Raw genomic sequence first — 21,250 nt, 5'->3', positions numbered from 1 at the left:
TGCCGGGGTACGCATAGACATGGCATATTCGCCATCCAACAGGTGATTTTCTGTGGCGGCCACGTAAGGGAGTGGTCGCCACAGAAAAATGGCTAACAATAAGTCTTCGAAGGAGCGTAGGGATGTCAGGAGTGATGGTGCGTCAAGAAAATGGGATGGTCAGTGTGGAAACAGCGTTAGGCATGGGCTCGCTCATAGCAGTAACTTTGTGCGCATTAGCCCCGTTAGTGGGGTGGTTGTATGTAACTGACGCAGGGCATAGCGCTCGTGAAATTGCCCGCGAGTACGCACTGCATGGTCAAGATCAAGTCGCGGTGATGATCGAGCATGTTCAATCAGATGGAAGTGAGGTGCATGTCGAGCGTGAAGGTGAATATGTGCGCGTCACGGTGAGCAAGAAACTTCCCCATATGTTGTCTTGGATTGGCGTAGATCTGTCCAGATCACAGTTAGCGATGGTCGAGCCACGTGGGTGATCGTAAATTCAGGAAAGAACCCAATATCCATCACGCGGGTGAACCTGGCTCGGCTACTGTCGTAATTCTCGGCGTTATGGCGATGATATTGGCATTGGTAGGTGTGCTCAGCGGTATAGGTCGAGTTGTTCACCAGCAACAAGATTTACAAGATCGGGCCGATCTCGCTTCCCTTGCAGTTGCACATACCTTTCGGCATACCGGCAGTGAACAGATAGCCTGCCGAAAGGGGAGAAGACTGGTCGGAAATCTGGAGATGATGTGTTCTGTAGATGGTGATAGTTCACGCATTATTACCCGTGCCGAGTTGACGATTGGAATGATTCCAGTAGAGCTTGAAGCTACGGCACGTGCTGGACCATATCTGTTAGGGGTAGATGATTAAGAGTTCTCTAGGGAATCATGTTGGTCAAGAAGCGCTGCCATAAGGAATAGTGCGCCAGTTTTGGACAGCGGTTGATTGTTATTACCGCATTTGGGAGACTGGACACAAGAGGGGCATCCCGATTCACACGGGCACGTTGCCAAGGCTTCGAAGGTGGCTTGTAACCAGGTGCGTCCCGCATGGAATCCGCGCAAGGCTGCACCGGATCCGCCCGCGATCGCATCATGAATGATGATGGTTGGGCATTGGGTAGCTGGATGAATAGCTGTTGATAAACCGCCAATGTCCCAACGGTCGCAGGTAGCGAGCAAAGGAAGCATGGCAATCATCGTGTGCTCAGCGCCATGAAGTGTGCCAGGTAGATCGGCAGTATCGATCTGGTAAGTACGAGTGGTTTCTTCGCTCAGAGATATCCACGTTCCCGCGGTGACAAATTCCCGAATCGGGAGGTCAAGGGGGACAGTCCCAAGGAAAACTCCATCGCTGGCTCTGCGCACGTCATATCCGACAACTTGCGAACGTACATTCACCGTCCCGTAACACCACAGGCCGCCGGGGAGTGTAACTGTATGTGTAGTCGAGATAATGTCAACCGAATTATTTGTCCGGGCAAACGTGCGAATGCTGGTATCGGTGGCTGGTTGTGCTAAGGCAATATCGGATTGGCGTTCGAGGATTTCGAAAGATTTTCCTTGGTGGAGGTAGATCGCACCAGGGAAGACGGTAGTGTCGGCACGACTGCCATCAACTGTTCCGAGAACCGAACCGTCGTGGGAATTGACGATCGAAATCGTTGAGTCCTCTCCGCGTAGATCCAGTAAGGAATGTGGTTCGATGCGGGTGGTCGTATTCCAAAACCAGCCAGAAGGCCGTGATTTCAAGAGTTCATTATCTACCATTTGATCCACGAGGGAGGTAGAAGTAAGAGCAAAAAGAGGTAGGTCTTTTTTCGTCAGCGGAAGTTCATGTGCAGCAGCTGCTAAGTGTGGCGGTAGTATCCAGGGATTTGTCGGGTCAAATGTGGAGGATTCGAGAGCTGGCGCGGTCAGCATGTCCGGATGGTGCACGATGTATTGATCGAGCGGGTTATCGCGGGCAATAAAAACGCTCATCCCTGGAGTTCCAGCCCGGCCTGCCCGACCAATTTGCTGGTGGAAAGAGGCGTGGGTGCCAGGCCAGCCGGTGGTAATCACCGCATCCAAGCCAGCAATATCGATGCCAAGTTCAAGAGCGGAGGTAGTGACAAGTGCACGCAGTGAACCGTTAGAAAGCCGGGCTTCTAAATCTCGGCGCTCCTCAGGTAGGTAGCCCCCGCGATAGGCAGCTATTGAGGCCGCAGCTCGTGGATCAAGTTCCGAATGGTGAATTCGTGCCAGTTCAGCTACCCGTTCCACTCCGTGCCGCGAGCGCACGAATGTCAAGAGTCGCTTGCCGTCGTGGGCTAGCTCAGCGGTTAGGGCGGCGGCGGTCTGGGCGGCAGATTCTGTTGGTAAAACGGTATAAATTTCACGCTCGGCCGCGGGTGAGCCATCATCGGTTATCGCAGTTACTGAGCCAAACGTAGAACCTAGAAAGCGTTGTGCGCTTTCGCGTGGATTGTGTGATGTAGCCGAAAGGAAAATGACTTGTGGATTAGCTCCATAATAGTGTGCAATGCGCAGAGCGCGACGCAAAATCAGGGAGACGTGAGCACCGAAATTTCCGCGGTAATGATGAAATTCATCGACGACGATAAACCGCAAACCGCGCCATAATCGAGCCCATTTTTCATGCTGAGATAGCAAAGAAAAGTGCAAGAAATCTGGATTGGAAAGGATGATATCTGCGTAGTCGCGTGCAAAACGCCGAGTTGGGGTATCGCTATCGCCATCGGCGGTTGCTATCGCAATGTGAGGATCGATGTCTTGTGCAAGTTGGGTCAGGTTTGCTAACTGGTCGGCGGCAAGTGCTTTGGTAGGAGAAAGATAGAGTGTGGTGGGTTTACTGTGGTGGTCTTTCAACGAATGGGAGTGAGAAAAAGAAAGAAGTTCGTGTAGCACTGGTATCCACGCAGCCAGTGACTTCCCCGAGCCAGTGCCGGTTGCGATTACTACATGGTTGCCGGCATTAAGTTCAAATATCGCTTGGGCTTGATGGCTCCAAAGTTGGTCTATGCCCCGGCGCACCAATGCTCGCCGGAGTCGTGGTGTTATATGTGCTGGCCAGTGTGCTTCGCGGGGCTGGCGCGCAGGGATTAGCTGGCGGCCAGTTATCATTTCACGGACTGAGGCGGGCAGAGAATTCATAGCTGTAGTGTCTCATTTTTTGGAATCGGTGGTCTTATTGTGGGACTGAATCTTGCTCACAACAGCAGCCAGTAAGTGATATAAACCACAGTGGATTTTTTCGAAAGGTGTGTCCTCCGCTCGTTTTCGGCATAGTTCGACATGAAGAGATTATTTTATTGAGAGCACTACATATAGGGTTGGCGTGTTTGAGTAGACCAATATGTAGTGTTCGGGGTACGGTAACTTTTACGCGCATCGAAGCGCGAGGACATTGCACCACACCAATTTAGCGCACGAAGAGAAAGGCTGGAGCTGTGAGCCGCCATATCGATCCCGTTGAATCAATCCAGGAATATATCACTCGTTCTGACTGGCGAGTAAACGCAAATGCCAACCAGGATTACTCACTCGGCGGCCTTATTTTGAACAACGCAGGCAAGATGGTGGCTAACTACTGGCTCGATGAAATTTTCGCACCAGAAGCAGGCCAGGCCCACCGCGACGGTGACTTCCATATTCACGATCTCGACATGCTCTCCGGCTACTGTGCAGGGTGGTCGCTACGCCGTCTTCTCGAGGAAGGCTTCAATGGTGTTTCTGGAGCTATTGCCTCCAACCCACCAAAGCATTTTTCTTCCGCTTGCGGTCAGATCGTCAACTTCCTTGGAACGCTTCAAAACGAGTGGGCCGGCGCCCAAGCATTCTCTTCCTTCGATACCTATATGGCTCCATTCGTGCGGCTCGATCAACTTTCTTACGAAGATGTTAAGCAAAACATTCAAGAACTGATCTACAACCTCAATGTGCCGTCGCGATGGGGTAGTCAATGCCCATTTACGAACCTCACTTTTGACTGGAACTGTCCTGCCGACCTAGCCGAACAAAACCCACTAATTGGTGACGAACTCTGCGACTTTACGTACGGTGAACTCGCTGAAGAAATGGCCATGATCAACCGTGCCTATATGGAAGTCATGATTGAAGGCGACGCCAACGGACGTGTCTTCACCTTCCCGATCCCAACCTACAACATCACCAAAGATTTTGAATGGGACTCCGAAAACGCCACGCTCTTGTTCGCAATGACCGCCAAGTACGGCCTGCCCTACTTCCAAAACTTCATCAACTCAGAACTCGATCCAGGCATGATTCGCTCCATGTGCTGCCGGCTCCAGCTCGACATGCGTGAACTCCTCAAGCGAGGAAATGGACTCTTCGGGTCTGCTGAACTCACCGGATCTATCGGCGTCGTCACTATGAACATGGCACGCCTCGGATACCTCTACGCCGGAGACCTCCCACGCCTCTACGCACGCTTGGACACTCTGTTGGAGATGGCCTGCGATACTCTTGAGCGCCGTCGCCAAGCCGTTCAAGGATTCATGGACGGCGGACTCTACCCATACTCCCAGCGTTACTTGGGCACGCTCAATAACCACTTCTCAACCATTGGTGTGAATGGCATGAACGAAATGGTTCGCAACTTTACCCTCGACGAGTACGACATTACCGACGAGCGCGGACACGCCATGGTGGCAGAAATGCTTGACCACATCAATGCCCGCCTTGTGGACTTCCAAGAGCGCACCGGAAACCTCTATAACCTTGAAGCTACCCCAGCTGAAGGAACCACCTACCGGTTGGCAAAGGAAGACGCCAAGCGTTACCCCAATATCATCCAGGCCGGAACCCCAGACCAGCCGTACTACACCAATTCCTCCCAGCTCCCCGTCGGCTTCACCGACGACGCCTTCGAAGCCCTTGAGCTCCAAGACGAACTCCAATGCAAGTACACAGGTGGAACCGTCCTCCATCTATACATGAACGAAGCGATCTCCTCACCAGATGCCTGCAAGGAAATTATCCGTCGCGCCCTGACCCGATTCTCGCTACCATACATCACCATCACCCCAACATTCTCGATTTGTCCAGTTCACGGCTATCTCAAGGGTGAGCACGAAACCTGCCCAACCTGTGCACAGACCCGTCCAGAAGCCGAACCGCAAGAGTGTGAAGTATGGACCCGCGTGATGGGATACTTCCGCCCAGTACAGTCCTTCAATATTGGAAAGAAGGGTGAATACGCTGAGCGTCAAATGTTCGTGGAGAAAGCGCTCTCCTAAATGAGAACGTCACAAGTCAGTGCGTCTGACCTTGCTATCGCTGGATACGTTCCACTATCCACGATCGACTGGCCAGGCGCACTGTGTGCATCTGTTTTCTTACAAGGTTGCCCGTGGCAGTGTGTGTATTGTCAAAATACGGAGCTGATGGATCCGCGTGCGAACACAAGCGTGACGTGGGAAGAGCTTCGTGCCTTCCTTAAGCGTCGCCAAGGATTACTCGATGGTGTTGTCTTCAGCGGCGGCGAAGCTACTCGTCAGTTAGCCCTCGGCCCAGCCATCCGCGCCACGCGCGAACTCGGGTTCCGTATCGGGCTACATTCAGCCGGTGCCTATCCCGCACGCTTCGCTGAAGTTATCAGCGACGTTGACTGGATAGGGCTCGACATCAAAGCCATGCCAGATGGCTACCAGCCGATCATTGGGGCCGATGCCGGAGCCAAAGCTTGGCAATGCCTCGACCTGATGATGGCTGAAGTCTGCGCGCGTGCCGGAACCGATCGCCCACTAACCTACGAGGTCCGCACTACTGTCTACCCGGATTCCTCGGTTGCGCGCGACCTGCCACGTATCGTCGGTGAGCTAGCAGCCCGCGGGGTGGAGAATTTTGCCCTACAAGAAGCCCGTGAGCGCGGCACTTCGCAGCAGTTCCAAGAACAAGCGCGGTCTTGGGACCTTCAAGCATGGCGCGAAACATGGGCGCAACTCGTATCGGTAGTAGAAAACTCCGGCTTTACTTCTGCAGTGATTCGCCCGGCATAATAGTGGCATGAAGAATTTTCAGTTTTTTGATGCCTTGCGTGCCGACCTGCGCGACTATACCCCAGCAAAGATCGCTGACTTACTTGGCGAAAGCGCGCTCGCGGCTTTGACACGCGACGAAGCGGTGCCTGCCCAGGTTGCAGCGGAAGCTGCCGGCGGCCAGCTAGGTTTGTTGGTGCGCTTGTGGTGGACCGGCGATACTGTTTCGGTAGACGACGTTGAACGTGCGATTCCGCAAACATATCACGCTGCGGGAGGATTTCCGGGGGTGGCAGAACTGGTTGAAGAAGTCGACGGCGATCAGGTACGTTCGCGCTTCCAACTTGTTCCGGTTGCCGTGGGCGAGCAGTTGGTGTGGATGGCTTCTGATCGGGGTTCCCTTCAAGGCGCCCGGCATAAAACTGATCATGTGATGGGAGTTGGCGGGGCTACCCGTACCTTGGCCAGTCTTGCCCATTATGCACCAGGTCAGCGAGTGTTGGATCTGGGAACCGGTTGCGGTATCCACGCGATTTTGGCGGCAAAAGCCGGCGCAGTGGCGGTCGCGACGGATATTTCCACCAGAGCTTTAGAATATGCCCGGTTCAACGCCACGTTGAACGGGGTGGAGATCGATGTACGGGAAGGCTCTCTCTTCGATCCGGTTGCCGGTGAGACGTTCGACGTCGTCGTCTCTAATCCACCGTTTGTGATCACGCCAGGTGAGGTGCGCGACAACTTAGGAACGATGGAATATCGAGATGGTGGTGTGCCGGGCGATACGTTGGCGGCAACTGTTGTGGGGGCGGTGGGTGATTATTTGTCACCTAACGGTTCGGCGTACATGTTGGCTAACTGGGAGATCGTCGGTGGGAACGAACCGCAGTGGGATGCCCATCCGCGCCAGTGGTTTGCCGGGACGGAACTATCTGCGTTGGTGATCCAGCGTGAGGTGATCGCCGTCGATGGTTATGTAGAAATGTGGTTACACGACGGTGGTTTGCGTGCTGGGAATACGGATTATGCGCCGGCTTATCGGGCCTGGTTGGGGGATTTTAGGGCGCGCAATGTTTCCCATATCGGATTTGGTTATCTAGTTATGGGCGGTACAGCCGGAGGCACGGCGGCAGCGCCGGCGAAAAAGTTCTTTGATTTACGCGGTGCGGCGCCCCAGGATATGCTCAGTGTTATTGAGGCTATGCGTCGCGCTCAGCATTTGGATGAAGAAACGTTGTCTTCGTTACGTTTGTCCAATTCGGGTATCGAGGAGCATCGGCATTATCATCCGGGTGACGCTGACCCGTGGCTGATTTCGTTTGCATCGAGTCGTTCGTTTTCTGATCAGGTCCAGGCAGATACGGTTTTAGCTGGTTTTGTCTCGGTTTGTGACGGTGAATTGACGGTTGAGCAGATTATTGTGGCGCTAGCACAAGTCTTAGAAATTGATAGTGTTGAGTTGCGCGAAGACCTCATCCCGAAGGTTGTCCACATGCTTGAACTTGGCATGCTTGCGGTAGTGGAAAACGCCGAAGTTGTGGATTGATTTGCGTTTGTGTGGGACAGATGCGGTATGTTTACAACCAGACCCCTCCTATATATAAGGATGTAACGTGACAAAGCTTGTGATTGTAGAGTCTCCTGCCAAGGCGCGTACTGTCGCCAACTTTCTCGGTGATGAGTATGAAGTAACAGCCAGTGTTGGTCATATTCGTGACCTGCCCAAGCCCTCTGATCTGCCAGCAGATATGAAGAAGGGTTCGTTCGGCAAGTTCGCTGTGGATGTGGAGCACAATTTCGAGCCTTACTATGTGGTCAATACAGATAAGAAGAAAAAGGTTACCGAGCTCAAGGCTGCCTTGAAGAAAGCAGACGAACTGTGGCTCGCAACTGATGAGGATCGCGAGGGAGAGGCCATCGCTTGGCATCTGCTCGAAGTTCTTAAGCCAAAGATTCCAGTCAAGCGTATGGTGTTTCATGAAATCACCAAGGAAGCAATCCAGCGTGCATTGGAAGCTACCCGCGATCTCGATACGAAACTAGTTGACGCCCAGGAAACCCGCCGTATTCTTGACCGTCTCGTCGGTTACGAAGTTTCTCCATTGCTTTGGCGCAAGGTTGCTCCGAGTTTGTCTGCTGGCCGCGTACAGTCCGTCACCACCCGCCTCGTTGTTGAACGCGAACGTGAACGTATGGCTTTTGTACCTGCCGGTTATTGGGATGTCGCCGTCGAGATGGCAAAAGATTCCGAGTCGTTTACCGCCAAACTACTTGATGTTGATGGTGCTCGCGTTGCCGTCGGTAAAGATTTCGACGATGACGGTCAGCTCAAGCCGAAATCAGCCAAAGAAGGCGTTCGGGTACTAACCGAAGATGATGCGCAGGCCATCTCCGCCTTGCTCAGTTCCGGGAACTCCACGGTTGTGAGCGTGGAGACGAAACCGTACCGCCGTCGTCCAGCTGCGCCGTTTACGACGTCGACCTTGCAACAGGAAGCATCGCGTAAACTTTCCATGAATTCGCGAGATACCATGCGAGTGGCACAGTCACTGTACGAAAACGGTTTCATTACCTATATGCGTACCGATTCGGTGAATCTGTCCAGCCAAGCTATTGCCGCTGCGCGCTCGCAGATCAAGGACATGTACGGCGCGCATTCCCTGCCGGATAAGCCGCGCATTTACTCGACTAAATCTAAAGGTGCACAAGAGGCTCACGAAGCTATTCGCCCAGCCGGTGATTCATTCCGTACTCCCGCGCAGGTGGCAAGTGAGCTCCGCGGGCGCGAATTTGCGCTGTATGAATTGATTTGGAAGCGTACGGTTGCCTCGCAGATGGCGGATGCAACCGGATCGACCGCCTCCATCCGGTTGACTGCATCGTTGGATAACGTCGTCGGAAGTGAAGCGCGTTTGGGTGTTTCCGGAACCATCATCACCTTCCCTGGCTTCATGGCCGCATACGAAGAAGGTAAAGATAAGAAGCGGTACGAAGAACAAGCCGAGTCCCAGTTGCCAGAACTAGCCGAAGGCGAGACGGTTACTAACGTTGAAGCTCAAGCAGGTGGCCACGAAACTGCGCCGCCGCCACGCTACACCGAAGCGTCGCTGGTTAAAACGATGGAAGAAAAAGGCATCGGTCGTCCTTCCACCTATGCTACAACGATTTCTACGATTACCGATCGCGGATATGTCGACCGCAAAGGCCAGGCGCTTGTTCCTACTTGGCTGGCGTTCGCTGTCATTCGTTTACTTGAAGAGAACCTGCCCGATCTGGTTGATTACGACTTCACAGCAGACATGGAAGAAGACCTCGATAAGATCGCTGCCGGTGAAGAAGACCCGGTGGAATACTTGGGCGGTTTCTACCGCGGTGCTGACGAGAAAAAGGGACTGCGTGACCAAGTCGATGGCCTCGGCGATATTGATGCGCGCGCGGTGAACACTATTGATATTGGTGACAATATCGCGGTTCGTGTTGGTCGATACGGGCCATACCTCGAAGAGACCAAGTCTGATGGTACGGCTGGCAAGCGTGCTTCGGTACCGCCAGAGGTTGCGCCAGATGAACTGACAGTTGCCAAAGCTCACGAGCTCCTTGATGCTGCCATGCAAGAAGATCGAGTTTTAGGTCAAAACGAAAAGGGCTGGGATGTCGTTGTCAAAGATGGCCGATTCGGGCCATACGTTTCCGAAGTCGTGCCTGACGATGCGGTACAGCTGACTCCGACTGGCAAGGTTTCCAAGGTCAAGCCGAAGCCGGCAACGGCTTCACTCTTCAAGTCAATGAATCCGGATACGGTTACGATTGAGCAGGCATTACAGTTGTTGTCGTTGCCGCGCGAACTCGGTGAAATTGACGAGGAGTTGGTGACGGTACACAACGGACGTTTCGGTCCGTACATGCGCAAGGGCTCCGATTCGAGATCGCTTGAATCTGAAGAACAAATCTTCACGATTACGCTCGACGAAGCAAAAGATATTTTTGCCCAGCCCAAGCAGCGCGGCAAGCGTCAAGCACAACCACCGCTGGCTGAACTCGGCAAAGATCCAGTTTCTGGCGGCACGATTTTACTCAAAGACGGTCGATTTGGATTGTACGTGACCGACGGCGAAACCAATGCTTCCCTGCCACGGTCAGAAGATCCTAACCAGATCACTGCCGAGCGTGCCCAAGATCTGTTGGTTCAGCGTCGGTTGAAGATTGCTGAGCAAGGCGGACCGAAGAAGCGCAATGCAACCAAGCGAACCGTGACGGGTGCTGGTAAGAAGAAGACAGCTGCCAAGAAGTCGACGACGAAGAAAACCACCGGGAAGAAGCCGGCTGCGAAGAAGGCTTCTGCTCCGGAGGCAGACGCTGCGAAGAAGGCATAACGTATGTCGGGTTTGTTTATCTCCTTTGAAGGAGGCGACGGTTCGGGAAAATCCACCCAAGTCCAACGCTTAGTCGCATGGCTGGAAGCTGAAGGCTACAGCGTCGTTGTCACCCGGGAACCTGGGGGAACCGAACTCGGTGGGCATATTCGCCACCTGCTACTTCATGGTGGTGAGGTAAGTCCGCGCGCAGAAGCCCTGCTTTATGCCGCCGATCGGGCACACCACATGGAGACGAAGATTCTGCCAGCTCTTGAGCGCGGAGAAATAGTGATCACTGATCGTTTTCTCGACTCCTCGGTTGCCTATCAAGGTGCGGCGCGGTCACTGGATAAGCAAGAAGTTCGCGATTTATCGCTATGGGCAGTCGATGGCCATATGCCGGCCATAACGTTCTTGCTAGACGTGCCGGTCGAGGTTGGGCGCGAGCGTGTTGGTGCCGAACAAGATCGCCTCGAAGCGGCCGGCATCGAATTCCATCAACGAGTCCGGGAAGAATTTTGCCAATTGGCGCAAGCCGATCCGCAACGCTGGCATACGATTGATGCCACTGCAACTATTCCGGCCATCGAACAGGAGATTCGAGCAGTAGTACAAAAGCGGCTCGCCACTGCGCACAGCATAGATCTCACTCGCCGAGTGGTGGAAGCTCCCGGTAGTCTTGACCTATGAGTATCTTTGACAATCTGATTGGACAAGAGGTTGCTGTTCACGAGTTACAGCGAGCAGCTGATGCTGCGCGTTCTGCCAATCAGCATAACGCTTCGGCAGTTTCTGCTCAGGCGATGAGTCAAGCGTGGTTGTTTACCGGCCCGCCCGGATCTGGGCGTTCTCTGGCCGCGTTGAGCTTGGCTGGAGCATTGCTGTGTACCGGGCCGACTCGAGGATGTGGGATCTGCCCACAATGTGTGTCGGTTTTAGAACGCAACCATCCTGACGTCACGCTCGTATCTACCGATCAAGTGACGATCACCGCTGAGCAAGTTCGTGAATATGTCGCCAGTTCGTACGTGGCACCAACAAGTGGTGCATGGCGGATTCTTATCATTGAAGACGCCGATCGGATGCTCACTCGGACCACTAACGTGTTGTTGAAAGCGATCGAAGAACCGGGTGCGCGCACGGTATGGATGCTATGTACTGCGGCTGCAGCAGATGTGTTGCCAACTATTCGTTCGCGTTGCCGGAATATCAATTTGGTGACTCCGCAGGCCCAACAAGTGGCTGATTTGTTGGTCAAGCGCGATGGGGTGGAGCCACATGCAGCCCTCGTTGCGGCCCGTGCAGCGCAGTCACATATCGGTTTAGCGCGGGCGCTTGCTACCGATCCGCATGCGGCTTCGATTCGTAGCAAAACGCTTAATATTCTAGCCAAGATTAAAGGCGTGGGTGATGCTGCCCTTGGTGCCCATTTGCTCGCGGATACCATTGCGATGCGAGGTGATGGGACAACAAAAAAGGAAGCCCTCGAAGAAGACAGCAAGGTGCTTGAAGAAAAGCGCATGGCTGCTTTAGGGCTAGATGCAACGTCGAAAGTACCGGCTGCCGTTCGAAGCCAAGTCAAAGAAAGTGCCGAAGCAGCTCGCCGTCGTCAAACCCGCCAAGAACGCGATGTCCTCGATCGGGAAATGGTCTATATGCTCTCGTTCTATCGTGATGTCTTGGTACAACAAATGGGTGGTAATGTCGAGCTGATTAATGTTGATTACGAGCAGGCGATCGATCGAATCGCCGCCTCGTCAACAACCCACGATACGTTAGAAAAACTTGATCGCATCAGTCAAGGTCGGGCGCGATTACGTGCTAATGTGCCAGCGCAATTAGTGATGGAAAGTGTTTTAGTTGGACTCCGATAGTCGGCGTCCTTAAAGGTAAGGAACCAGATGAAGAAACGTGCAATAGCAGCACTTGGTAGTGCAGTGCTTCTCTTAGGGAGTTGTGCCGGCACTGCTGAGGTGACGTCAGGTAAAGATTCGACGGAAGGGAAATCGTCGTCGGATACGATGGCGTCGATCGAAGCCAAAGCAATTGATGCACCGATGCCGGAAATTCCCGACGGGTTGGAACAGTTCTACACCCAGGAATTGAATTGGGAAGAGTGTGGAACGGGCCTGGATTGCACGACAATGACGGTTCCACTTAACTATGCTGATCCGCAGGGTGTCACGATCGAGTTGAAGATCAAGCGCCGGCATGCAGAAGGCGAGAAGATTGGTTCGTTGCTTGCTAACCCCGGCGGTCCTGGCGGTGGCGGTCAAGAAATGGCAGAAAGCGCTGCCCAGTTCTTTACTGATCGCATCACCAGTAGTTTTGACATTATCGGATTCGATCCGCGTGGTGTCGGGGAATCAACTCCGGTTGATTGTGTTTCTGACGCAGAACTAGACGACTATCTTGCCATGACTTACCCAGATACTCCGGAGGGGCGTGAGCAATCGCGTGCGGCCGAAGTTGAGTACGCAAACAAGTGTGCCCAAAATTCTGGCGAACTTGTGAAGTATTCCGGAACTGAAGAAGCAGCTCGCGATATGGATGTGATCCGCCATCTTGTTGGTGATCCGAAGCTCTACTATGTCGGTTTCTCTTACGGAACATCCCTGGGCGGTATGTATGCACAGCTATTCCCAGCTAATGTTGGCCGTGTCATTCTTGATGGTGCTGTCGATTCTGATGTTTCACAATATGAGCAGCAAAAAGCCCAAATGAAAGGCTTCGAGCTTGCTACTAACAATTTCATTGACGATTGCTTAGCCTCCGACAAGTGTCCGTTTACGGGAACTCGTGATGAGGCGCGCGATGAGATTCGTGCAATGTTTGACAAAGCTGGAAATCAGCCTATACCAACTGCTGATAAGGCGCGTCCATTGACTCAATCTGGTTTACTGTTGGGGTTCATCACTCCACTGTATGACGATAGTTCATGGCCATATCTCTCCCAAGCAATTGAAGAAGTTAAGAATGACGGAACCGGAAACCTATTCCAGCTCTTCTTCGATGCCTATACCGGACGTACGCCATCTGGTGAATTTAAAAATAACTCGATGGAAGCAAATACGGTTATTAACTGTGCAGATTCGATTATCGAAGGAACGCCAGCCGATTGGGATCGCCTGAGTGAAGAGCTCAAGAATGAATCTCCGCTCTTCGGTGACTTAATGGGGTTCTCGCAGGCAACCTGCCAGGCGATGCCAAAACCAGACCACGACATCATCAAGCGATTTACTGCACCGGGTTCGGATCCGATCGTCGTCGTAGGAACCGTTGGCGATCCGGCAACTCCATACGAGTGGGCAGTTGCCTTCGAAAAGGCATTCGATAATGCTGTTCTTGTAACCTGGGAAGGTGAAGGCCATACTGCTTACGGTCGCCCATCCGGTCCGTGCGTGAAGGATTCGCTCGACGCATACCTGCTCAACGGAACCGTTCCCGAAGACGGCCTGCGCTGCCCGGCGCAGTAGCACGCGAAGGTGAGCTAGCTAGGTAACTCAACGTAGATTGTTGTTAGCGCGAATTGTGGGAGTGGTACGGAAGTTTTCCGCACTACTCCCACAATTATATCCATGTGATTTACAGCGAAATGTCATGGAAGTATCTATGCCCGGTTGTGTTTGGCAGTGATATTCGGTTACATTGTTATAGCTGTAAAGCAAACGGCTCGAAAAGTTAAGTCATTTCGATCCGCCGCCTTAGCTCAGTCGGCAGAGCGTCTCACTCGTAATGAGAAGGTCGTGGGTTCGATTCCCACAGGCGGCTCTCATCCGAAGCCCCTGCGAAAGCGGGGGTTTTCGCATATCCACTAAATGGCGCAGGTAACCAGTTGCCGTTCTCATCTTTTGTGGGCATGAGATCATTTACCGAAATTTGAAAAAGCTCAGCAGTAGCTAAAAGGTCATCGGCTGTCCAATTTGCTTTTCCGTGGAGTCGTGAAGACACCGCTTGTCCAGTAACTCCGAGCGCATGGCCAAGTTCTGCACGCGTCATTCCTCGCGCAAATAGCTGTTGAGCTACTGTCATGCCAATCGCTTGATTGGATGTGCTGAATGTGTTCTGTCCGATGTTCATAAATAAAGTGTAACAGATGTAAGAAATCGCTTCAATCAAATGTTTTGTTTTTTATTGAAATAGTGTATTGTCTTTCGTGTGAAAGAAAAACTAACAGACGAAAGTAAGGCTGGCGAGCTACTGGCGGCGGATGATGCTGCTTTGTTGCTCCCTGAAACAACTCCTGCAACCTTGTATCGCTGGGCGCGTCAAGGGAAAATTCCGTTTGTTGAGCTGCCCAGTGGACGGAAGTTTTTTCGCCGTTCTGATATTGAGGCTATTTTGAAGCCGGTTGTTGTTGAGGAAGTTGACGAGGGCTAGTCATGGCTGGTGGAGATTTCTTTGTTGTACGCCGCGGGGCTACCGCGGTGCCGAACACGTTGGTTCACAACAAAGAGCTTTCTTATGCCGCTTTAGGGCTCATTGTTCTGTGTTTGTCGCTTCCTCCTGGGGTTAAGGTTGGTTACCGTGAACTTGCTGGCCGAGGTTTGGGTCAGAAGGCTACACGTGCGGCTTTGAAAGAATTAGAAGCGTTGAATTATAGGTTCCGTTTCCAACATCGTCGTGATGGTCAAATTCGCGAACTCACCATTATCTCTGATGTGCCTTTAACTCCAGCTGAGGCTTTCGAGGATGCTGAAAAGATGATGATCGGGCTTGGTTTTACAACGTCAGAGATTGTCTCGTGCCCATCCCATCCTGATTTTGCGATTCCTGGTAGGGAGTTGAAGCAAACTGTTATTGCTTCTCAAGTTTCTAAGGATCGTTCGTACCGGCGTGCAAGTTCGACCCCAGCTCCCGTTAGCGATTCTGAAGTTGTCGAAGTGAAGGAACCGAAGAAGGCGCATCCTTTACCTTCCGAAGAAGTGGCTGTTCCGGTTAAGGGTGGCAAGCTTGCCAATTGGAAGGTTATCAATGCGGCTATTCCTCCAGAACAACGTCGAGGTTTGATGGGCAAAGCAGCAATGCGCGTCTCTGGTCTTTTGGATGATTTGCTTGATTCTGGATGGAGCGTGTTGAAGATACGTGGGCGTCTTGCTGATAATCCATTACCGCCAAATGTGGTTAATCCGCCAGGATTATTGATTTCCCGTCTGAAAGATTTATGTGAGGTGCCGATAGGTTTTCCGGTGGAGGCGGATCGCTCTACTCGTAGCGATTCTCCGCCGCCTCCGCCGGACATTAGTCCAGAAGAGCGGCAAGCTGTCGTTCGATCAATGAAGAAGTGGAAAGAAGCATCCAATTTGTTTAGCCCTGCTAATAATCTCCAATCAAAGAAACGAAGCGAAGGGGAAGAATAATGAATGCGAATTCTCGTAAATGGATTGTCGGTCTGACTGGCGTAGTTGTCGTTGGCGTGGCGTTAGCGTGGTGGCGCACGCCGGACGCTGACGCTGAAGAGCTTGCTCGTTTGGTGCCAACTTTTAATGAGCAAGTGAAAGAATTTGATGACCTGCGTAGTCAGGCCAAGGATGTAGTGAGTCGGTGTGAGATTATTACTGGCTCGCGGGTTACTTGTGCTCCTGTAAGTCAAGCTTATAAAGATGCTGCTGCTTTTGATGCCAAGGTGATTGATCTTGACTCTGTGAGTGATGGCAGTGAAACTTTGGTGGCGCTTAAAAATGACCAGGTGCGGATAAAAGAGATCAGCGAAGATTTGCGCGCCGGTATGGATAAGGCGCAGCATTCAATGGATGTAAAATCTGGGTTCTTCAAGACTGAAGTGGCCAAGGAAGTTGAACGCACCGAAGCGTATCTAAGTGAGGCTAAAGCGGCTGTTGCTAGTTCAGCTGGCGCTGAGTCTGGGCTGATTGAGCTTGCTCAAAACGAGATTAACCACGTAGAAAAAGTCATTGCAAGTATTGGTAAACGTGGTGAAGCATTAAATGTCGCTGATGATCAAGGTCTTTTAGATGATCTGATTGCTTCAAAAGATAATCTGCGTGAAGCTACTAGAAAACTTAAAAATGGTATTGCGGCGTTGAATATTAATCCAGGTGCACCGCAGGCACTTGATCCAGATGATGCGCTCGATAATTAGGTCAAGTACGCCTAAGTAGAAAAGACAAATGCACATCACCTTGGACAAGTGCACCCAAAAACTTCATTCCGTTGGGTGGTTTAGGTAATTTGCGAAGTTTATATGCCTGGCGGGATGGAAGAGTTCGCATACAAGAGTGTGAACTCAGATCAGTAACCATATTTAGTGGAAGGAAAAGAAGATGCTGGCACAAGCTATTGCATTATTTACGAAGTTCGCCATTGTTGGTGGAGGTTTATGGTGCGTTTGGGGTGTGATCACTCTAGCGGGGGGCTTGAAGGATCATAACGGCCCCCAAACTCAAGCCGGTATGTGGCAGGCCATTGGTGGCGGCATGATTATTGCTGCTGCGGCACTGTTTTCACAGGTGCAGATCTAAGGAGGCTAGCGTGGCACTGGAAGTGCGTGTACCGCGTGAAGTTACTGCGTATCAGCCACGAGTGCTATTTGGCATGTCCTGGCGTCAGCTTGGTGTAGCTGCTTTGGCGGCACCTCTTATTGCTGGCAGTTTCGCAGTGTGCTACCTAGCAGGGTACGAAAATCTTGGCGTTGTTATAGTGACGCTACTTTCAGTGCCCGCTGTTGCTCTTGGATGGGTACGCCCGATGGGCGTTCCATTCGAAAAGTATTTCAGCTATGCGTGGGACTGGCGTCAAGGCAAAAAAGTATTCGTTTTTGAGCAGGACTTAATGGAGGAAGAAAATGGTCGGCAAAAGAATGGCCGCAAGAGCTGCCCGCCAGAAGCAGGCAACTGAAAGCAATGAGAATAATGAGCAACGTAAAGTCGCTCGTAAAGAAAAGAAAAATGCCCAGTCTCTGATTCACTATGAGGCAATTACGGAATCGGGTATTGCGTATCTCGGTGGAAATAAGTATTCAATTACTCTGCAATTGTCTGATATTGACTACCAGCTTGCTCCTAATGAGGTGCAAGAAGGCCTGGTTGAAAAGTATGCACGCTTCCTCAATGGACATTTAGCTGGGCATCACGTGCAAGTTTCTATTGTTAACCGAGTTCTTGATAAAGCCCAGTTGATGGAGAGTATTGAACTTTCATCTCAAGATGATGGTTTTGATTCGCAGCGCGATGAGTATAACCAGCTTATTTCGCGCAGGCTTGAGTCGGGTAGAAACAATACGGTTACTGAAAAATACGTGACGCTCCAAATTGAGGCTGAGTCGTTTGAAGAGGCAAAAATTGTCTTGTCTCGTATGGCAGCGGAGGATATTGCGGCATTACGTGAAGTTGGTGGTTGCCGTGCTGAGCAGATCAGCGGTGACCAGCGCGTAAGGTTGCTGCAGCAGATGTTACGTCCAGATGCTCCCAACGATTTCAGTTACGCGGATATGGTTGGACAGAAGAAGGCTAAGACGAAGGACTTTGTTGCTCCTTGGTCGATTGATCGGTCGGATTCTGATCGGCTGGTTCTTTACTCTGGGGAAGATCGTTATTGGCAGACAATGATCTTGCGTAAGATGCCTAATTGGATGAGTGATCGTGTTCTGAAAGAGCTAGCTGAAATTCCTGCAGATCTTACTGTGTCTATTCATTTTGATCCTCTTGATCAGGCAGAAGGTTTAGATCTCGTCAAGCGTCAAATTGCGGGTATGGATATCCAGATGGCGAATGAACGCCGTAAGTTGGCCAAGCAAAACATGGATATTGATCTGGTTCCTCATGAACTAGAAGCGTCCCATACTGAGGCTGTTGAGCTTCGTCAGCAGCTAGAGCAGTCGAATGAAAAACTGTTCACCACACGCATTATTATCGGAGTTTCTGCGGGCTCTCAAGAAGAGCTTGAAGAAGCGGTTAAACGCGTGCGACGTGTTGCTGGAAAGCATTCATGCTCGCTTGAAAATCTCAGATATATGCAGATTGACGGTCTCAACGCTTGCTTGCCGCTGGGATTATGCAAGATTCCGATGTATCGAACGCTTACTACTGCTGTTGGTGCGGTAATGATTCCATTTACTACGCAAGAACTGCTTGAACGCAGTGGAAATTTCTACGGAATCAATGCGCTATCGAAGAATGTGATCATGGCAGACCGTGCGAAAGGAATGAACTCTAACGGCTTCATCTTGGGTACAACTGGCTCTGGTAAATCGCAATTTGCCAAGTTTGAAATGAATCAAACGTTCCTGCGTCGGCCTAATGATGAGATTTTGATTATTGATCCTGAACGCGAATATCCAGCTCTAGCAAAAGAAATGAAAGCAACGACTGTGGTTATTTCAGCTGGATCAGAAGATGCCATTAATCCGATGGATTTGAGTAAAGAGTTTACGAATGTCTCTGACGGTGATCCGGTGCGCAACAAGTGCGGTTTTGTCCTTAGCTTGTGCGAAGTGTTGCTGGGTGGTGCAGACGGTCTAACCCCTGCAAAGCGCTCGATCATTGATCGAGTGGTGGCAAGTCTTTACAGCACATACTGGACGAGTGATATCCCAGCACCTACCCTCAAGGATCTTTACGAGGCCCTGCGCCACGAACCAGAAGCAGAAGCTCAAGAAGTAGCTACTGGATTAGAGATGTATGCGCGAGGAAGTGCGCAAGGATTTGCGCGACAAACCAACGTTGATGCATCCAATCGAGTCACTATTTATGACATTGCTGAGCTGTCGAAGGATCTTCAAACTTTCGGCATGATGGTGGTTTTGGAAGAGATCTGGGCACGGATCGTGCGAAATAAAGCCCGTGGTGTGCGTACCTGGGTTTACATCGATGAATTCCACTTACTTTTCAATAATGACTATGCGGGTGCTTATTGCCAATCGATGTTTAAACGAGTGCGTAAATACGGAGCAGCCGCTACCGGTATTACACAGAATATCGAAGAGCTACTGATTAATGAGCGTGCACGCCTGATGCTATCGAACTCAGATGGTCTCTTCCTACTGAATCAGCAATCTACAGATGCTGATGCATTAGCTAGCTTGCTGCACTTATCGAATCAACAACGTGGATATTTTACGAATGTTGAGCCAGGTAGAGGGCTAATGAAAGTTGGTAAGGCGGTTATTCCATTTGATAACACGATGGATTCGACTCAACGGATTTTCAAAGTATTCTCTACCAGATTTGAAGAAGTATCTAGCTTTTAGAAATGCCGGCACTGCCGTACATGCAGGCATGTACGGCAGGTTAGGAGTTTAGACATGGCACGATTTAGGGAAGTCGGTTCAGTAAACCTGGTATCCCAGCATGTGCGCCGGGACATTTCCCCGTTCCGTCAGCCGGAGTACTTATCAAAGGCATCAGCTATTAAAAACGCTAAGCGCGTTGGAAAGGCTGGGAAGGCGGTTGGTAAGACTGGAGTCTTTGTTGGTGGAAAAGCCTATGGTGGACTCAAAACAGGGGCTAAGTATTCTCACGTTCACATAAAAGACGGTCAGTCCACCACGGATGACGGTAGCGACACAATTAAGTCGATACTCTCTCAATTTGGTTCTCGTCGCGCGGCTGATGGTGTGCATCTTTCGACGTCTGCTTCAAAGTTTGTTGCTCGAACTGGTTGGAAAGGCGTGAAGAAAGCTGGATCAAGTGCGGGTCGGGCAATGAAGCGCAATATGCGTGTAGCTAAGCAGCAAGGGCGTAGAACTGCGGCAAATACGAGCGTGGGGAAAACTCGTGCATCATTTGTTAATCGCAGTGCTGAAGCCGTAACGAAAGTCACGATGGCTGTAATGCAACGTGTGGCTGCGGCCTTAGCGTCAGCCACTACGCCTATTATTATGGCGATTGTTTCAGTGGTTGTTTCACTTATGGCTCTGGTTTCAATTTTCCCATCGTGGATCACTGGAATGTATTTAGAAGAGCAAAAGAAATCTGAGCTGTCGGTTAATGTTCCGCCACAATATGCAAAATATGTTCTGGATGCAGGATCAATTTGTCCAGAAGTCACGCCGTCGATCATTGCTGCACAGATTGATACAGAATCGGGCTGGAATCCCAGAGCGCAGTCTCCAGTTGGTGCCCAAGGTATTAGTCAATTCATGCCAGGAACGTGGGCATCTGTCGGACGAGATGGGAACGGTGATGGTAAAGCTGATCCGTTTGATCCAGCCGATGCGATTATTTCGCAAGGTCACTACATGTGTGGCCAAGTTGATGCACTTAAACGCCACGGTTTGAGCGGGTCAATTGATCTAGCTTTAGCTGCTTATAATGCTGGTCTAGGAAACGTTTTGACGTTCCATGGAATCCCGCCATTTGCTGAGACTCAAAACTACGTCAAGCGGATCAAAGAACTTGCTGCCACTAAATATGCTGTCGTCTCAGCAGGATCGGTTGGTGGCGCAGGAGATGATTACCCGTGGAAAGATCTCGTGCGAGATGCGGCAGGTAACGTCACTGGTGTTTACAATACCCCTAACTACGAAACGCGTTACTACTTCGGAAATTGCACTGATTTTGTCTTCTGGAGAGTCAATCGAGATATGGGTGTGACCTATCAAGGTAAAGAGACTCAATGGCATTACACTTATCCATTTTTAACCCCAGCAGGCGGTAACGGTGGTCAATGGGGTGATCCAGGGAATATGCCTGGATGGGGAACCGTTCGAGCGCCGGAGCAAGCAAAGCCAGGAGATGTTATCTCTTTCAAGCCAGGAGCCTTTGGCAGTTCCGCTCAATTTGGTCATGTCGCATACGTTTCCTCAGTTGCGCCTGACGGCACGATCACCACAGAAAACTACGGCGGTGGCGAATATTTTGTTCGTGTTCTGCCTGAAAACCAGTTACGTCCAATGATGAACACTGGACGCGTAGTTATCCGTCATAATCCAGCTTTAGGAGGCTGAGAA

The 21,250-nt window shown here is 51.3% G+C and carries 17 protein-coding genes and 1 tRNA gene; 17 read left to right on the top strand and 1 reads right to left on the bottom strand.

The genetic code is table 11. The features are described 5' to 3' along the window. Positions 1–122: 122 nt before the first annotated feature. Positions 123–476 carry a TadE family type IV pilus minor pilin gene (locus tag JTE88_RS08425; protein WP_204424322.1) on the top strand — a complete coding sequence of 118 codons (354 nt, stop codon included), beginning with the start codon at positions 123–125 and terminating at the stop codon, positions 474–476. A gap of 76 nt (positions 477–552) precedes the next feature. Then, positions 553–861 (top strand): pilus assembly protein TadG-related protein, encoded by a 309-nt coding sequence (locus JTE88_RS08420; protein WP_204424320.1) that lies wholly within the window; start codon positions 553–555, stop codon positions 859–861. On the opposite strand, the gene JTE88_RS08415 is transcribed toward JTE88_RS08420, so the two are convergent. Further along, on the bottom strand, positions 858–3,146 hold the full coding sequence (locus JTE88_RS08415; protein ID WP_204424318.1) for a DEAD/DEAH box helicase: 2,289 nt from the start codon (positions 3,144–3,146) through the stop codon (positions 858–860). The two genes, JTE88_RS08420 and JTE88_RS08415, sit on opposite strands and share 4 nt — an antisense overlap. Positions 3,147–3,442: 296 nt before the next feature. Between JTE88_RS08415 and JTE88_RS08410 the strand changes: the two genes are divergently transcribed. From JTE88_RS08410 to JTE88_RS08340, 15 genes are all read left to right on the top strand, one after another. Further along, positions 3,443–5,251 carry a ribonucleoside triphosphate reductase gene (locus JTE88_RS08410; protein WP_204424316.1) on the top strand — a complete coding sequence of 603 codons (1,809 nt, stop codon included), beginning with the start codon at positions 3,443–3,445 and terminating at the stop codon, positions 5,249–5,251. Further along, a complete protein-coding gene (locus tag JTE88_RS08405) occupies positions 5,252–6,013 on the top strand; it encodes an anaerobic ribonucleoside-triphosphate reductase activating protein (protein WP_204424315.1) in 762 nt (253 codons plus the stop codon). It abuts the gene before it with no gap. A gap of 7 nt (positions 6,014–6,020) precedes the next feature. After that, on the top strand, positions 6,021–7,535 hold the full coding sequence (locus JTE88_RS08400; RefSeq protein ID WP_204424301.1) for a DUF7059 domain-containing protein: 1,515 nt from the start codon (positions 6,021–6,023) through the stop codon (positions 7,533–7,535). A gap of 67 nt (positions 7,536–7,602) precedes the next feature. After that, on the top strand, positions 7,603–10,362 hold the full coding sequence (gene topA / locus JTE88_RS08395; protein WP_204424299.1) for a type I DNA topoisomerase: 2,760 nt from the start codon (positions 7,603–7,605) through the stop codon (positions 10,360–10,362). A 3-nt stretch (positions 10,363–10,365) separates the two neighbouring features. Then, positions 10,366–11,034 (top strand): dTMP kinase, encoded by a 669-nt coding sequence (gene tmk / locus JTE88_RS08390; protein WP_204424297.1) that lies wholly within the window; start codon positions 10,366–10,368, stop codon positions 11,032–11,034. Continuing rightward, positions 11,031–12,218 (top strand): DNA polymerase III subunit delta', encoded by a 1,188-nt coding sequence (locus tag JTE88_RS08385; RefSeq protein ID WP_204424295.1) that lies wholly within the window; start codon positions 11,031–11,033, stop codon positions 12,216–12,218. Before tmk ends, JTE88_RS08385 begins: the two co-directional genes overlap by 4 nt. Positions 12,219–12,245: 27 nt before the next feature. Beyond that, positions 12,246–13,820: an alpha/beta hydrolase gene (locus JTE88_RS08380; protein ID WP_204424293.1), complete on the top strand. Its 1,575-nt coding sequence runs from the start codon at positions 12,246–12,248 to the stop codon at positions 13,818–13,820. A gap of 222 nt (positions 13,821–14,042) precedes the next feature. Next, a tRNA-Thr gene (locus tag JTE88_RS08375) sits at positions 14,043–14,115 on the top strand. A 387-nt stretch (positions 14,116–14,502) separates the two neighbouring features. Then, positions 14,503–14,724, top strand: a complete 222-nt coding sequence (locus JTE88_RS08370) for a helix-turn-helix domain-containing protein (protein ID WP_204424291.1) — start codon at positions 14,503–14,505, stop codon at positions 14,722–14,724. A gap of 2 nt (positions 14,725–14,726) precedes the next feature. Further along, a complete protein-coding gene (locus JTE88_RS08365; RefSeq protein WP_204424289.1) occupies positions 14,727–15,704 on the top strand; it encodes a hypothetical protein in 978 nt (325 codons plus the stop codon). Continuing rightward, positions 15,704–16,444 (top strand): hypothetical protein, encoded by a 741-nt coding sequence (locus tag JTE88_RS08360; RefSeq protein ID WP_204424287.1) that lies wholly within the window; start codon positions 15,704–15,706, stop codon positions 16,442–16,444. The genes JTE88_RS08365 and JTE88_RS08360 overlap by 1 nt, the downstream gene beginning before the upstream one ends. A 181-nt stretch (positions 16,445–16,625) precedes the next feature. Then, positions 16,626–16,823 carry a hypothetical protein gene (locus JTE88_RS08355; protein WP_204424285.1) on the top strand — a complete coding sequence of 66 codons (198 nt, stop codon included), beginning with the start codon at positions 16,626–16,628 and terminating at the stop codon, positions 16,821–16,823. Positions 16,824–16,833: 10 nt separating this feature from the next. Next, complete coding sequence (locus JTE88_RS08350; RefSeq protein WP_168918438.1) at positions 16,834–17,199, top strand: PrgI family protein; 366 nt, start codon at positions 16,834–16,836, stop codon at positions 17,197–17,199. After that, entirely contained in the window at positions 17,147–19,549 is a 2,403-nt protein-coding gene (locus JTE88_RS08345; protein WP_204424284.1) for a VirB4-like conjugal transfer ATPase, CD1110 family, read from the top strand. The genes JTE88_RS08350 and JTE88_RS08345 overlap by 53 nt, the downstream gene beginning before the upstream one ends. Before the next feature lie 54 nt (positions 19,550–19,603). Next, complete coding sequence (locus JTE88_RS08340) at positions 19,604–21,247, top strand: lytic transglycosylase domain-containing protein (RefSeq protein WP_204424282.1); 1,644 nt, start codon at positions 19,604–19,606, stop codon at positions 21,245–21,247. Positions 21,248–21,250 lie beyond the last annotated feature (3 nt).

Origin of the sequence: Arcanobacterium phocisimile (genome assembly GCF_016904675.1) — a bacterium.
GTDB classification, from domain to species: domain Bacteria; phylum Actinomycetota; class Actinomycetes; order Actinomycetales; family Actinomycetaceae; genus Arcanobacterium; species Arcanobacterium phocisimile.
The sequence above is the reverse complement of the archived record's forward strand: the minus strand, read 5'-3'. Positions and strand labels throughout refer to the sequence as shown.